This is a genomic window from Arthrobacter sp. H-02-3 (assembly GCF_003097355.1).
Taxonomy (GTDB): domain Bacteria; phylum Actinomycetota; class Actinomycetes; order Actinomycetales; family Micrococcaceae; genus Arthrobacter; species Arthrobacter humicola.
The window spans coordinates 37,287-51,089 of record NZ_PYUI01000005.1 but is presented as its reverse complement, the minus strand read 5'-3'; the positions used below and the strand labels follow the sequence as shown (position 1 = coordinate 51,089).

Genomic DNA, 13,803 nt, shown 5'->3' with positions numbered 1-13,803 from the left:
TGTTGTCCATGCCCTAGAGGGGCAGGAGCGCCGAGAGGTCCGCGCGCAGTCCCGAGGCGGCAACCTTGCCGGCCGCGACGGCATCCGCCCAGCTCAGCTGCCCGCTGACCATCGCCAGCCAGGTGGCGGCGTCGCACTCGATGACGTTCGGGGGAGTGCCGCGCGTGTGCCGCGGGCCCTCCACGCATTGCGTGACGCCGAACGGCGGGACGCGCACTTCCACGGAGTTGCCGGGTGCCCGGGCGGTGACCTCCTCCAGCGAGTAGCGCACCGCCGTCGCGATTGTGCTGCGCGGGACGGTGCCGGCGGCCCCGCTTCCCGGCACTGTGGCTCCCGGCAGTGTGGCTCCCGGCAGTGCCGGGGTGGCGTCCTGCCATGCGGCGAGCGCCGCGCGGCCCTCGTCCACGGCGATGCGTCGGCGCGATACGGCCACGTTCCTGCCTCCAGCCTGGCGATGTCACGGCCGCCGCCCGGCGGCCTCCCACCAGCCTATGCCACCGACAGAGCCGGTCCGGAAGGTCCGTGATCGGCCGTGATCGGCCGTGACCGGCCGCCGGGCAGCCGGGCTGCCTCGGACCGGAGCGGACGTCCCAGTCCAGCAGTGTCAGTCCAGCAGTGTCAGTCCAGCAGTGTCAGTCCAGCAGTGCCGCGACGGCCCGGCCGAGCCGGATCTTGCCGACGGGGCGTCCGCCGCCCAGGACGGGGTCCACTACTTTGTCCAGCACGCTGGAAACTTCGGGGATTTCGACGGCACCCGAGGCGGCCAGCAGGGTCAGCCCGACGAGGGTCGTGGCCCGGACGTTGCCGTCGAGCATCTTGATGGCGACGGAGACGCCCTGCCGGGTGGCCATGACCAGCACCCCTTCGGCACCGATCTTGGCCAGGATGCCGAGTTCGTCCATGACGATTGTGTTGGTCTGTCCACGGCCCTGGACGGCCCAGGGGTAGTCCAGCATGGAGGTGGCGATCGTGGCGGCGCGCGCGTTGGAGTTCTTGTCGCCCGGAGCCTTGGCCAGCTTCGAGTAGGCCCGGGCCAGACCGGTCAGGGAGACGGCGGCCACCGGCGCGCCGCAGCCGTCGATCCCGAGATGCGCAATGCGTTCGCCGCAGTACTCCTCGATCACGGAGCGGATGCGCTGCTGCAGCGGGTGGTTGGGTTCGAGGTAGCTGTTTTTGTCCCACCCGTTCTCCGTGCACGCCCACAGGAACGCCGCGTGCTTGCCCGAGCAGTTGAAGGCTAGCCTGGACTTGCCGCGCTCGGTCTGGACGAGCCAGTTCCGGGCCGTCTCGTCCTGCGGCCAGTCGGCCGGGCACTGCAGTTGGTCTTCCTTGGCTCCGGCCGCCTTGAGCATGCCTTCCACCACATCCATGTGGTCAAGGGATCCGATGTGGCTGCCGCACGCAATGGCCACCTGGGCACCCCGCAGAGGCACGCCGGACTGCATCGAGGCCAGGGCCTGCAGCGGCTTGAGCGTGGACCGGGCAAAGATGGGGGCGGTGACATCGCCGAGCTCGATCACCACGGTTCCGTCCGCGGCCATCACCACAGCCGAACCGATGTGGCGGGACTCCACGAAGCCGCTGCGTTCGATGACTGCCAGTTCGACGGCGGAGTCGACTGTGAAAGTTGCATGCGGGTTCAAAGCCATGCAGCAAGTGTATGGTGCCGGGTGCGGATACCCCGGTTATTCCACGGTCACCATGACCGACTGCCAGCCGGAGGCGCCGTCCGGCACCGGATCCGCCCGCTTGTCCGTTTGCACCTGGCCGGTGCCGTCCGTGGCGCGGACCTTGATGTAGTGCGGGCCGGGCGTGGCATCCCAGTCCAAGGACCACTGCCGCCACGTGATGAGCGAGGCCTCATCGGAGAGCACAGCCTCGGTCCACGGACCGTTGTCGATCTGCACCTCGACCTTGGTGATGCCGCGGGTCTGGGCCCATGCGGTGCCCCCGAGCGCGACTTTCCCGGCCGGGACCTTGGCGAAGGACTTGGGCACTTCCACCCGGGCCATGGTTTTGATCGGGCCCCGTTCGGACCAGCCCCGCTGGGTCCAGTACGCCTTGTTGTCGGCGAACCGGGTCACTTCCAGGTCGACCACCCACTTGGTGGCCGAGACGAAGCCGTAGAGCCCGGGGACCACCATCCGGACCGGGTAGCCGTGTTCGAGCGGGAGGGGTTCGCCGTTCATGCCGATCGCCAGCATCGCGTCGCGGTCGTCCTGGAGGACCTCCAAAGGGGTGGAGGCGCTGAAGCCGTCAACCGACGTGGACAGCACCATGTCCGCGCCCTGCGTGGGCCGTGCCATCTTCAGGACGTCGCGGATGGGCATGCCCAGCCATTTGGCGTTGCCGGCGAGGTTGCCGCCGACCGGGTTGGACACGCAGGTCAAGGAAACATGGGATTCGATGAGCCGGGCGTCGAGGAGGTCCTGGAAGGTGAGCCTGACCTCCTGTTCCACGAGGCCGTGGATGCGCAGCTCCCAGTCCTGGGCGTTGATTTCCGGCACACTGAGGGCCGTGTCGATTCGGTAGAAATCCTTGTTCGGGGTCAGCCACGGAGTGACGCCGGGGGCTTTGGACTGCACACCGGCCGGGACCGCGGCGGCGGCCTTGGCAGGTGCGGGCAGTTGCAGCGACTCACGCGCCGCCGCCACGTTACTGCGGGCGGCGCTGAGCATCCGGCCGCCGGTGGCGGCAATGGCCGAGGCGGCCGCGGTGATGCCGGCGGCGGCGAAGAATCCGCGCCGGGTGGTCGCCGGGCGCTCGGGTTCCTTCGCTGCGAGGTCGGCCGCCTGGTCCGGCCATTTCTGCATCCGCCACAGCCGCGTGATCAGGAACCGGAGTACCACCAGCCCGGCCGCGGTGCCGATCAGGGACGGGACGGCGTCGACCGGTTTGACACTGGCCCGCGTCACCACGCTCCCGACGATCACGGCGCCCATCAGCAGCACCCCGGCCACGCCCAAGGCCCACTTCCGGTAGGCCACAATGCCGAGCACGCACGCCAGGAGCAGGATCGTGACACCCATGCCGACGAACAGCGCCGCCTTGTCGTTGGTGCCGAACGTTTCAACGGCAAAGTTCTTCATCCATAGCGGCGTAAAGTCGATGAACGTCGAGCCCAAGGCAATCAGGGGCGTTGCCCGCGTGGTGAAGAAGGCACCAATCAGTTCCGCGACGGACAGGACGACGGCGGCGGCGGCCACCCCGGCCACCGCGGCCAGGGCTGTGGCGCCGCGGGACCGCTTGCTGGGCTTCATACTGGGCGTTGTCATACAGGCCATTCGTAGCCGCAGGGCCGCCGGATTTGTCTAGCGAGTGGACATGCTCCCCGGCGACCCGACGAAAGGACATGCTCCGCGGCCACCCGGCAGCGAATGGACATGCTCCGTGGCCGTGTCCCGGGGAATGGACCTGCTCCTGGGCCGCGTGCCGGGGAATGGACATGCTCCTTGGCCCGGAGGACATGTCCAGCCACGGGATCCAGCAGCGGACATGGCGGCATTATGTCCAGTGGCCGCGGCCAGGACCGGGCACGTCCGGGGGAGTTTCTGGGCAAGATCGCGGGCCGAGGAGTGATGTCGTGCCTGGCGGAAGGGCATGTACCGCGGCCACTTGGCTAGCGGAAGGGCATCTTCCGCGGCCCTTCGGCAGCGAATGGATATGCTCATTGGCCGCGTCCCTGGGAGTGGGCATGTCCGGGGGAGTTTCCGGGCAAGATCGCGGGCCGAGGAGTGATGTCATGCCTGGCGGAAGGGCACGCTCCGCCGCCCCTCGGCAGCGAATGGACATGCTCCGTGGCCGCGTCCCGGGGACTGGACATGCTCCTTGGCCCGGGGGACATGTCCAGCCCTGGTATCCGGGAGCGGACATGGTGGCATTGTGTCCAGTGGCTGCGGCCGGGACTGGGCATGTCCCACGGATTACGCGGTGCCGGGGCATGTCCGGGCATCTCCCGGGCGGAAGATTGAGCATGTCCAGCGGCCGACACAGCTTAGGAGCCTGCGGGGTCCACCACGTACCCTTGGAGACTGTGAAGGTACTTGTCATCGGCCCCGGCGGCCGCGAACACGCCATTGTCCGATCCTTGCTTGCAGACCCCAACGTGTCCGAGGTCCACGCGGCCCCGGGCAACGCCGGCATCAGCGCGCTCGTCCCCACCTATGCGATCGACGCGAACGATCCCGACGCCGTCGCCGCGCTCGCGGTCAAGCTCACCGTGGACCTGGTGGTGGTCGGTCCGGAGGCGCCGCTCGCCGCCGGAGTGTCCGACGCCGTCCGAGCCGCCGGCATCCCGGTCTTCGGGCCCAGCAAGGCCGCTGCCCAGCTGGAAGCGTCGAAAGCCTTCGCCAAGGAGGTCATGGCCGAGGCCGGCGTCCCCACGGCGATGGCCCGTGTGGCCTCCAATGCCGAGGAAGCCGCCGACGCCCTCGACACCTTCGGCGCCCCCTACGTCGTCAAGGATGACGGGCTCGCCGCCGGTAAGGGTGTTGTGGTCACCTCCAACCGCGACGAGGCCCTGGCGCACGCCCAGAGCTGCTTCGACGCCGGCGGCACCGTGGTCATCGAGGAGTTCCTGGACGGCCCCGAGGTCTCCGTGTTCGTCCTCTGCGACGGCCGGAACACCGTCGCCCTGTCCCCGGCACAGGATTTCAAGCGCATCTTCGACAACGACGAAGGCCCCAACACCGGCGGCATGGGAGCGTACACCCCTCTGGAATGGGCCCCCGACGGCCTGGTCCAGGAAGTCATCGACCGCGTCGCCCAGCCCACGGTCAACCAGATGGCCCACCGCGGCACGCCGTTCGTCGGCGTCCTGTTCGTCGGCCTGGCACTGACCTCGCGCGGCACGCGGGTCATCGAATTCAACGTCCGCTTCGGTGATCCCGAAACCCAGGCCGTCCTGGCCCGGCTCAAGACACCCCTCGGCGGGCTGCTCATGGCCGCCGCGAAGGGCGAACTGGACAAGGTGCAGCCGCTGCGCTGGTCCAAGGACACCGCCGTCGCCGTCGTCGTGGCCGCGGAGAACTACCCCGGCACCCCGCGGACGGGCGACCGCATCCGGGGCCTGAAGAAGGTTGACGCGCTGGACGGCGTCCACGTCATCCACGCCGGCACGAAGCTGGACGAGGAAGGCCGCGTGGTCTCCGCCGGCGGCCGCGTCCTGGCCGTTGTGGCGCTGGGCACCGACCTCGTGGAGGCCCGGGAACGGGCGTACGACGGCGTCGAACTCGTCCAGCTGGACGGCAGCCAGTTCCGCACCGACATCGGCCGCAAGGCTGCCCGCGGTCAAATCCAGGTGACGACGCCGGGCAACCCGGCCGCGTCGAAAGCGAAGGCATGACCGTGACGGATCCCGCAGCCTCGACCCCCGGCCCCGCACAGTCCGGTCCCGCACAGTCCGGCCCCGCACCGTCCGGCACCCCTCCCAAGGGCGGTCTGGACACCGCCACGCAGGACCTGCCGGGCTGGCAGCACGTCTACTCCGGCAAGGTCCGTGACCTGTATGTCCCCGCGGACGCGGCCATCACGGAGCGCATCGGCCAGGACTGCGTCCTGGTGGTGGCCAGCGACCGCATCAGCGCCTACGACCACGTGCTGGCCAGCGAGATCCCGGACAAGGGACGCATCCTGACCCAGCTGAGCCTGTGGTGGTTCGAACAGCTCGGCGTCGCGCACCATGTCCTCGCCTCCACGGTCGACGGCGGTGTTCCCGCCGCCGTCGAGGGCCGGGCGATGATCTGCAAAAAACTGGACATGTTCCCGGTCGAGTGCATCGCCCGCGGCTACCTCACCGGCTCCGGGCTCCTGGAGTACCGCGAGTCCGGCACCGTGTGCAGCATCCCGCTGCCCGCCGGCCTCGTGGACGGATCGCGGCTGGATGAAGCCCTCTTCACGCCGTCGGCGAAGGCCGAGGTAGGCGAGCACGACGAGAACATCACCTACGACGCCGTCGTTGGCCTCGTCGGTGCGGAGGTCGCGGCCAAGCTCCGTGAGCTCACCCTGGAGATCTACACCAAGGCCGAGGACATCGCGCGCGGCCGCGGCATCATCCTGGCCGACACCAAAGTGGAGTTCGGCGTCGACGCGGCGACCGGCGTGATCACCCTGGGCGACGAGGTGCTGACCCCGGATTCCTCACGTTTCTGGGATGCGGCCACGTACCGGCCCGGGCAGGCCCAGCCGTCCTACGACAAGCAGTACGTGCGCGACTGGCTGACCTCGCCGGCCTCCGGCTGGCACAAGGCCTCCGACACGCCCCCGCCGGCCCTTCCGGCCGACGTCGTGGCCCGCACGCGCAGCCGCTACGTGGAGGCCTACGAGAAGCTCACCGGCCGGACGTTCGCCTAATCCGGCGGTCCCGCCGCCACCGTTCGCCGGGCCCATCACGGGACCCGGCCGTACGGCCTGTGGGGCGGGGCTAGGCTTCGGCCGACGCTGCCTCCGCGCGCCGCTGGGCGAGCCGGATCTCGAGCACGGCATCCAACGCCTGCTGGACCCGGTCCGAGGCTCCCGCCGCGCTGAATTCCTTCTGGGCTTCCTCGAGGTAGACCAGGGCCTCGGCGGATTCCCCGGCGGCCTTGAGGGCCTTCCCCAGCAGCAGTGAAACTTCGCCGGCCGTGTGTCGGGCCAGCGACTCGCGCTCCGCGTGGATCTCGCGCAGCTTCTGGACGGCCGCCACGATGTCCCCGGTGAGGTAGAGCCAGCGGGCCCGGATAAAAGCGACTTCCAGCTGGTCGGTCTTGTTGCCGCCCACAATCGAGAGGGCCAGTTCGGCGCGTTCGATCGAGGACAGGGTTTCGGGTTCGACGATCCCCGAGGAGAGCCGGACCGCCGCCGAGGCCTTGTTGAACCGGGCCCACAAGTCGATATCGTTCGCCGGGGAGAGCAGCCGGCCGGCACGCTCGTGGTATTTGATGCCCTCGGCGTAGTCGTGGCGCATGAATGCCACGTTGCCGATCACCCAGGCCACCTCGCCGGCGAGCTGGGACATGGAGTGGTCATCCATCTGGTCGTTCATGGCCTGGCAGTACTCCCAGGCCTCATCCAGCCGGCCGCTCTCGGCCAGGGCGCCGATGAGCGCCCGCAGCGCGCCGATAATCATCGTGGAGCCCTTGGGCAGCTGGGCGCAGAGGCGCACCGCTTCCTGCGCATGTTCGACGGCGGCCGTCAATTGGCCCTGCCCCTGCGAGGCGGCGGCGAGCATCTGTTGGGCGCGGACGCCGAGCCCGGCCGATTCCGCGGCCATCGGGTGCTCCAGGAGATTCCGGACGACGTCCTTGCACTCCTGCCAGAGGCCCTGCTTGATCAGGCACTCGGCCTGCATGTAGGTCATGTTCCACCAGGCGCTGGTGTTCTTGGCTTCCAGGGCGATCTTGGCGGCGGCGGCGGCGTGGGTGGCGGCCACGGGGTAGTCGCGGAGGTCCCAGGCCTGCCGGGCGTAGAGTCCCGCGAGCACATATTCGGCGTCGCTGACGGACACCGGCTGGCTCCAGGCTTCGAGCGCTTTGGGGGCAAGTTCGAGCCGGCGCGCAAGCTCTTCGATGACATCGGCAGTGGGCTCGCGGCGTCCGGTTTCCAGTAGTGAGATATAGCTGGGGGAGTACAGGTCACGGCCCAGTTCCGCTTGCGTCAGGCCCCGTTCGAGCCGTTCCGCGCGGAGCTTCTCCCCAAATCCGTTCCCCACGGACACCTCCTAATTCCGGACATTCTTTGTACTAAATGCTTGACAGTCTCTGTGGAAACCATTTTACAATGTGTGTCAACAAGGGTAGTGCTGACTTGGTTAAGGACCCCGACTCTTATTGAGGAACTCTATGTTGAAGAAGATTGCAGCCGGCGCCGTTCTGGCGGGCGCACTGGCATTCTCCGCCGCGGCTCCGGCCGTGCTGTCCGCTGCTTCACTTACCGATGTCTCACACGTTGCCGCGGTCGGCAACTGGCCGGATCCCATGCGCACGGCCCAGGCGGTCGGCAACTGGCCCGATCCCATGACCCACTCGCTCAACGTCGGCAACTGGCCCGACCCGATGTAACAGATTCGATGTGACAGATCCGGCGCGGCGCCTGCCGGCCCGCGTCACAAAAATCGACCACGGCTATCCAGCGCAGCCCCGGGGACTGTTTCCCGGGGCTGTGCCGCATGCGGCGCAAATCCCCGGCGGAAGGATTTTCCTATTTTCGCGGGGGACCAAAAGTGCGGGCAAAGAAAAAGAGGACCCTCCGCGTGGAGGGCCCTCTTTTATCTGTGGTCGGGATGACAGGATTTGAACCTGCGACCTCGTCGTCCCGAACGACGCGCGCTACCAAGCTGCGCCACATCCCGATCCGTTGCTTCAAAAGCAACTTCACAAGAGTATCCGATCATGGCCCCGGATGTGAAATCGGGCGTGAAATAGGGTGGAACACCGGTGCGTGGGGACGGGTTCGAGGACGTGAAGACGGCGTACGACGCCGGGACCGGACGCCGGACGCCGTCGTGCGAACCGCGGGGGAGCGGGTCAGACCAGGGAGTCTTTCCAGGCGCCGTGGAGCCGGGCGAAGGCGCCGCCGTCGCCGATCAGCTGCCCGGGCGTGCCGTCTTCGACGACGCGCCCGTCGTGCACCACCAGGACCCGGTCCGCCGTCTCCACTGTGGAGAGCCGGTGGGCGATGATGAGCGCGGTCCGCCCGGCGCCGTGCGTCCCGGCCGGGTTGGTATCCCGCGTGCCGGCCTCCCTCGTGCCGCGCAGCAGGCCGGCGAGGCCCTGCTGGACCATGCGTTCCGACGGGATGTCCAGCGACGAGGTTGCCTCGTCCAGGATCAGGACCGCCGGGCGGGCCAGGAACGCCCGGGCGAAGCTGATCAGCTGGCGCTGTCCGGCGGAGACGCGGCCGCCTCGCTTGTTGACGTCCGTGTCGTAGCCGTCCGGAAGTTCCGTGATGAAGGCGTGTGCCCCCACGGCCCGGGCGGCGTCCTCGATCTCCTCACGGGACGCCTCGGGCCGGCCCAGGGCGATGTTGTCCGCGACGGAGCCGCTGAACAGGAAGGCCTCCTGGGTGACCATGACGACGTTGCGGCGCAGGTCTTCGGTGGTGAGCTGGCGCAGGTCCACGCCGTCGAGCGTGACGGATCCGGCGGAGACGTCGTAGAAGCGGGCGATCAGCTTCGCCAAGGTGGACTTGCCGGCGCCGGTCTGCCCGACGAGCGCGACCGTCTGGCCGGCGGGGATGTGCAGGTCCAGCCTCGGGATGATCACCGGGCCGTCGCCGTAGCGGAATTCGACGCCGTTGAAGTCGATACTGCCGCGCGCGTAGGGCAGGGCCACGGGCGTCTGCGGCGGCCGGACGGTGGGGATTTCCTCAAGCAGGCCCGAGACCTTTTCCAGGGCCGCCTGGGCGCTTTGGAAGGAGTTGTAGAACATGGCCATCTGGTCCACCGGCTGGAAGAAGCGCTTGGTGGACAGGATCAGGGCCAGGAGCACGCCCACCGCGAGCTCGCCGCTGAGGACCCGGAACCCGCCCGTGAGCAGTACGACGGCGACGCAGACATTGCCGATCAGCACCAGCCCGGGCTGGAAGATGCCGTTGAGGTTGATGGAGCGGACGGTTGCGCGCCGGTAGTCCTCGGAGAGTTCGGCGTAGCGCGCGGCATTCTCGCGTTCCTTGCGGAATGCCTTCACCGCGCGGATGCCGGTCATGGTTTCCACGAAGTGCACGATCAGCCGGGCCGAGACCACCCGGGATTCGCGGAAGGCGATCTGGGAATGCTTCTGGTACCAGCGGGCCAGGAAGTACATGGGTACGCCCGCGGCCAGCACCAGGACGCCGGTGCGCCAGTCCAGGGCGAACACCGTGATGGCCGTGAACGCCATGAACAGCAGTCCCGAGGCCAGCGAGCTCACGCCGGAGTCCAGCAGTTCGCGCAGGGCTTCCAGGTCCGAGGTCTGCCGGGCGATGATCCGGCCGGAGGTGTATTTCTCGTGGAATTCCAGGCTCAGCCGCTGCGTGTGGCGGAAGACCCGGACGCGAAGATCCAGCAGCATCGCCTGGCTGAGCCTGGCTGTCGACGTGACGTAGAGGGCGGTCAGGCCCGCCGTAGCGGCGGCAGCGGCCAGGTACGCGACGCCGGCAAACGCGAGGGGCAGGCTGTTGCCGGCCCGCAGGGCCGGGAGCGCGTGGTCGATTCCGAAGGCTATCAGCGCCGGCCCGGCCACGCGGGCTGCCTGGGACAGGACGACGGCGCCGATTGTCAGCCAGAAACGCGCCCGGACGGGGCGGATCAGGGAACCCAGCAGGGCCAGGGAGCGCCGCCGGACGGCCTTGCTCTCGGTCCTGGTGAGGTGCGCGTTGTCCTCGTTGGCGGTGCCGAATGTTGCGCTGCTCATCGGGAAATCTCCTCGGACCGGTCCTCGAAGGCGGACAGTTCTGAATCCAGGTCCCGCGGTTCCGTGTCCAGGCTGGCGATCACGTAGCGGTAGTGACTGTTGGTGGCGAGCAGCTCCGTGTGGGTTCCGACGGCGGTGATCCGGCCGTCCTCGAGCAGAGCCACGCGGTCGGCCAGCGCCACCGTGGAGGGCCGGTGGGCCACGATCAGCGTGGTGGTGTCCGCGAGGACTTCGCGGAGCCTGGCCTCAACGAGGACCTCGGTGTTCACATCGAGTGCCGAGAGCGGGTCGTCCAGGACCAGCACGGCCGGTTTCGCTGCGATGGCACGGGCCAGGGCGATGCGCTGGCGCTGGCCGCCGGAGAGGCTCAGGCCTTCCTCGCCGATCAGGGTGTCCACCCCGTCCGGCAGCGAATAGGCGAAGTGGGCCTGGGCGACGTCGAGGGCTTCCTCCAGGGCGGCGTCGCGGCTGTCCGCCGGGCCGGCGTCGGGCGCTCCGAGCAGGACGTTGTCGCGGACGGAACTGGAGAACAACGTGGTGTCTTCGAACGCCACGGCAACGACGGTGCGCAGATCCTCCACGCTGAACTCGCGCAGATCCACGCCGTCGATCGTGATGGCGCCGCCGGTGACCTCGTAGAGGCGGGGGACCAGTTGGAGCAGGGCGCTCTTCCCGCTGCCTGTGATGCCGACCAAGGCCATGGTCTCCCCGGGCCGGATGTCCAGGCTGATGTTCTTGAGGATCGGCTTGTCCGGGGCGTCCTCGAACGCGAACGAGGCATCGTGGAAGCTTAGGGCACCCTTCAGCTCAGCCGGCCGGCGCGGCTTGTCCGGGCTGGTGATCGTGTTCCGCGCGTCCATGACCTCGAAGTGCCGGTCCACCGCCGACTTCGCGGTGAGGGCCATGGCCAGCAGCATGCCGCAGAACTCGACCGGCGCGGCCACGACAGCGGCGGTGGCGAAGAAGGCCACGAGGGACCCGATGGAGAGCTGGTCCGTGGAGGCGAGCATGATGCCGACGACCAGCCCGGCGCCGAGGGCGAGCTCGGGCAGCAGCGTCACGACAAGGCTGAAGGTCGCCAGGTGTTTGGCCTTGGCAATCTCGGTCTGCCGGAGCTCCTGGGCCTGCTCGTTGAAGTTCTCCAGCGCCTCTTGGCTGCGGCCGAAGGCCTTCAGCACTCGGATGCCGTGCACGGATTCTTCGACCGTCGTGGCAAGGTCCCCGGCCTGGTCCTGGCTGCGGCGGGCCACCTTGCTGAACCGGGTGCGGAAACGGAATCCGTAGATCATGATCGGCACGGCGGCGGCCAGGAAGATCAGGGCCAGCTGCCAGCTCATTGAGAACATCACCGCGACGCCGATCACCACGGTGAGCGTGGTGACCACCAGCATGATGGCCCCGAAGGCCATCCAGCGGCGCAGGAAATTCAGGTCCGTCATGGCGCGGGAGAGCAGCTGCCCGGAGCCCCAGCGGTCGTGGAAGGACACCGTGAGGTCCTGCAGATGCCCGTACAGGGAGACCCGCATCCGGGTCTCCACGGTGGTGGCAGGGTTGATGACGAACTGGCGGCGCAGGGCTACGAGACCGGCCTCGGCGATGCCCAGGAGCAGGATCACGAGCGAGGCGGTCCACACGGCTTCCGCGCTGCCGCCGGGCTTGAGGGATTCGTTGACCAGCACGCGCAGCACCTGGGGGATGGCCAGTGCCATCAGGCTCGCCAGCAGCGCCGAGAGCAGACCCATGACCAGCCGGGGCAGTATCGGCCTGACGTGCGGGTAGAGACGGCTGATGGAGGTGAAGAATGAAGTCTGCTTGGCCATGCCTGCTTCTTAAGACGCCCGTGCGTAGAGAGCACCGTTGAATGTAGTTTCCTGTAGCAACTACCCTAGGCCATCATGTGACCGTATTCACCCGGCAGTGGGCGGGCCCGTGGTCTCGGACAGTCATTACGATCCGCAATGAAGTCAGGGTACCGCTCCCCGGGCCCCACGGGACATGTCCAGTCATGGCCCGGACCCCACGGGACATGTCCAGCCCTGGCTCCGTGGAGTGGACATGATGCCACCATGCTCATTGCTCGCGATCAGGGGAGGGCATGTCCCACGGGAAGGAGAGCCACCGGAGGGCATGTCCCGCGGACGGCAGCGCCGGGGGAGGGCATGTCCAGCCTTGGCTCCGTGGAATGGAGATGATGCCACCATGCTCATTGCTCGCGATCAGGGGAGGGCATGTCCCACGGGAAGGAGAGCCACCGGAGGGCATGTCCCGCGGACGGCAGCGTCGGGGAGCATGTCCAGTCTTGGCCCCGGCCCCACGGGACATGTCCAGTCCTGGCTCCCTGGAGTGGACCTGATGGCACCATGCTCATTGCTCGCGATCAGGGGAGGGCATGTCCCACGGGAAGGAGAGCCACCGGAGGGCATGTCCCGCGGACGGCAGCGTCGGGGGAGGGCATGTCCATTCCTCGGGCCCGCGGGAGGTCAGGTTCAGGCGCGGGAGGTCAGCGTGAGCAGGACGGCTTCGGGGCGGCAGGCGATGCGGACCGGGGCGAACCGGGAGGTACCGATGCCGCCGGAGACGTTGACCGGCGTCGCCCTGCCGTTGCTTTCCCACGTGTGCAGGCCGCGGGCCCGCCAGGTGGGAAGGTCGCAGTTGGTGACCAGCGCCCCGTAGCCCGGGATGCAGATCTGCCCGCCGTGGGTGTGGCCGGCCAGGATGAGGTCGGCGCCGTCGTCGGTGAAGTGGTCGAGGACGCGCTGGTAGGGCGCGTGGGCGACGGCGACGCGCACGTGCGGATCGGAGTCCCGGCCCTTGGTACCGCGGGGCCAGCCGGCGTACCGTTCGAGGCGCAGGTGGGGATCGTCGACGCCGGAGAAGTCGAAGCGCATGCCCTGGAGCACCAGGGACTGGCAGCGGTTGGTCAGGTCCAACCAGCCGGACATGCCAAACTCGGACCGCAGCAGCGGCCAGTCGAGCTTCTGTGGGTCTTTGCTCTGGCCGGAGGGCCCGAATAGATACGAGGCGGGGTTCTTCAGGCGCGGGCCGAAGTAGTCGTTCGAGCCGGGAACGAACACGCCGGGGAATTCCAGGAGGGGACGTAGGGCCTCCACGAGGGGAGCCACGCCTTTGGGGTGGCTGAGGTTGTCGCCGGTGTTCACCACGAGGTCCGGCCTCAGCTCGGCCAGGGAGGACAGCCACTGGGCCTTCCGGTGCTGGCCCGGCACGAAGTGGATGTCGGAGAGGTGCAGCACCCGGAACGGGCCGAAGCCGGCCGGCAGGATGGGGAGAGTTTCCTCCCGGAGCACGAACTGGTTCTTCTCCCAGATTCCGTAACCGGTGGCGGCCGCCCCTGCTGCGGTGCCGACCGCGGCTGTCACGGCAAAGCCGCGTCCGATGCTTCGAACGCGGCTTGCCAGATCATTCCCCCGGCTCATCG

General features: G+C 68.4%; 10 protein-coding genes and 1 tRNA gene. 3 read left to right on the top strand and 8 right to left on the bottom strand.

Annotation, left to right across the window (positions count from 1 at the left end):
• Positions 1 to 13 precede the first annotated feature (13 nt).
• The 3 genes from C9424_RS06925 to C9424_RS06915 all read right to left on the bottom strand — a co-directional run bounded on the left by C9424_RS06925 (position 14) and on the right by C9424_RS06915 (position 3,275).
• Positions 14 to 433, bottom strand: coding sequence for a sterol carrier family protein (locus C9424_RS06925; protein WP_116766163.1), 420 nt, complete (start codon positions 431 to 433; stop codon positions 14 to 16).
• Between the two features lie 199 nt (positions 434 to 632).
• Positions 633 to 1,649: an asparaginase gene (locus C9424_RS06920; RefSeq protein ID WP_116766162.1), complete on the bottom strand. Its 1,017-nt coding sequence runs from the start codon at positions 1,647 to 1,649 to the stop codon at positions 633 to 635.
• Between the two features lie 36 nt (positions 1,650 to 1,685).
• Positions 1,686 to 3,275, bottom strand: a complete 1,590-nt coding sequence (locus C9424_RS06915) for a molybdopterin-dependent oxidoreductase (protein ID WP_116766161.1) — start codon at positions 3,273 to 3,275, stop codon at positions 1,686 to 1,688.
• A gap of 758 nt (positions 3,276 to 4,033) precedes the next feature.
• Here C9424_RS06915 and purD point away from each other — a divergent pair.
• Positions 4,034 to 5,344, top strand: coding sequence for a phosphoribosylamine--glycine ligase (purD, locus tag C9424_RS06910; protein ID WP_116766160.1), 1,311 nt, complete (start codon positions 4,034 to 4,036; stop codon positions 5,342 to 5,344).
• Positions 5,341 to 6,351 carry a phosphoribosylaminoimidazolesuccinocarboxamide synthase gene (locus C9424_RS06905; protein WP_116766159.1) on the top strand — a complete coding sequence of 337 codons (1,011 nt, stop codon included), beginning with the start codon at positions 5,341 to 5,343 and terminating at the stop codon, positions 6,349 to 6,351. The genes purD and C9424_RS06905 overlap by 4 nt, the downstream gene beginning before the upstream one ends.
• Before the next feature lie 70 nt (positions 6,352 to 6,421).
• On the opposite strand, the gene C9424_RS06900 is transcribed toward C9424_RS06905, so the two are convergent.
• Positions 6,422 to 7,687, bottom strand: coding sequence for a helix-turn-helix domain-containing protein (locus C9424_RS06900; protein ID WP_116766294.1), 1,266 nt, complete (start codon positions 7,685 to 7,687; stop codon positions 6,422 to 6,424).
• 130 nt (positions 7,688 to 7,817) lie between these two features.
• Between C9424_RS06900 and C9424_RS06895 the strand changes: the two genes are divergently transcribed.
• On the top strand, positions 7,818 to 8,036 hold the full coding sequence (locus C9424_RS06895; RefSeq protein ID WP_116766158.1) for a hypothetical protein: 219 nt from the start codon (positions 7,818 to 7,820) through the stop codon (positions 8,034 to 8,036).
• 213 nt (positions 8,037 to 8,249) lie between these two features.
• On the opposite strand, the gene C9424_RS06890 is transcribed toward C9424_RS06895, so the two are convergent.
• From C9424_RS06890 to C9424_RS06875, 4 genes are all read right to left on the bottom strand, one after another.
• A tRNA-Pro gene (locus tag C9424_RS06890) sits at positions 8,250 to 8,326 on the bottom strand.
• A 175-nt stretch (positions 8,327 to 8,501) separates the two neighbouring features.
• Positions 8,502 to 10,367 (bottom strand): ABC transporter ATP-binding protein, encoded by a 1,866-nt coding sequence (locus C9424_RS06885; RefSeq protein WP_116766157.1) that lies wholly within the window; start codon positions 10,365 to 10,367, stop codon positions 8,502 to 8,504.
• Entirely contained in the window at positions 10,364 to 12,187 is a 1,824-nt protein-coding gene (locus C9424_RS06880; protein ID WP_116766156.1) for an ABC transporter ATP-binding protein, read from the bottom strand. The genes C9424_RS06885 and C9424_RS06880 overlap by 4 nt, the downstream gene beginning before the upstream one ends.
• Before the next feature lie 666 nt (positions 12,188 to 12,853).
• Positions 12,854 to 13,801, bottom strand: coding sequence for a metallophosphoesterase (locus C9424_RS06875; RefSeq protein WP_116766155.1), 948 nt, complete (start codon positions 13,799 to 13,801; stop codon positions 12,854 to 12,856).
• Positions 13,802 to 13,803: the final 2 nt, after the last annotated feature.

Bases quoted from the DNA above. Each gene is read 5' to 3' on its own strand.
- C9424_RS06920 (WP_116766162.1), bottom strand. From the start codon at position 1,649: ATGGCTTTGAACCCGCATGCAACTTTCACAGTCGACTCCGCCGTCGAA.
- C9424_RS06915 (WP_116766161.1), bottom strand. From the start codon at position 3,275: ATGACAACGCCCAGTATGAAGCCCAGCAAGCGGTCCCGCGGCGCCACA.
- C9424_RS06905 (WP_116766159.1), top strand. From the start codon at position 5,341: ATGACCGTGACGGATCCCGCAGCCTCGACCCCCGGCCCCGCACAGTCC.
- C9424_RS06895 (WP_116766158.1), top strand. From the start codon at position 7,818: ATGTTGAAGAAGATTGCAGCCGGCGCCGTTCTGGCGGGCGCACTGGCA.
- C9424_RS06885 (WP_116766157.1), bottom strand. From the start codon at position 10,367: ATGAGCAGCGCAACATTCGGCACCGCCAACGAGGACAACGCGCACCTC.
- C9424_RS06880 (WP_116766156.1), bottom strand. From the start codon at position 12,187: ATGGCCAAGCAGACTTCATTCTTCACCTCCATCAGCCGTCTCTACCCG.
- C9424_RS06875 (WP_116766155.1), bottom strand. From the start codon at position 13,801: ATGAGCCGGGGGAATGATCTGGCAAGCCGCGTTCGAAGCATCGGACGC.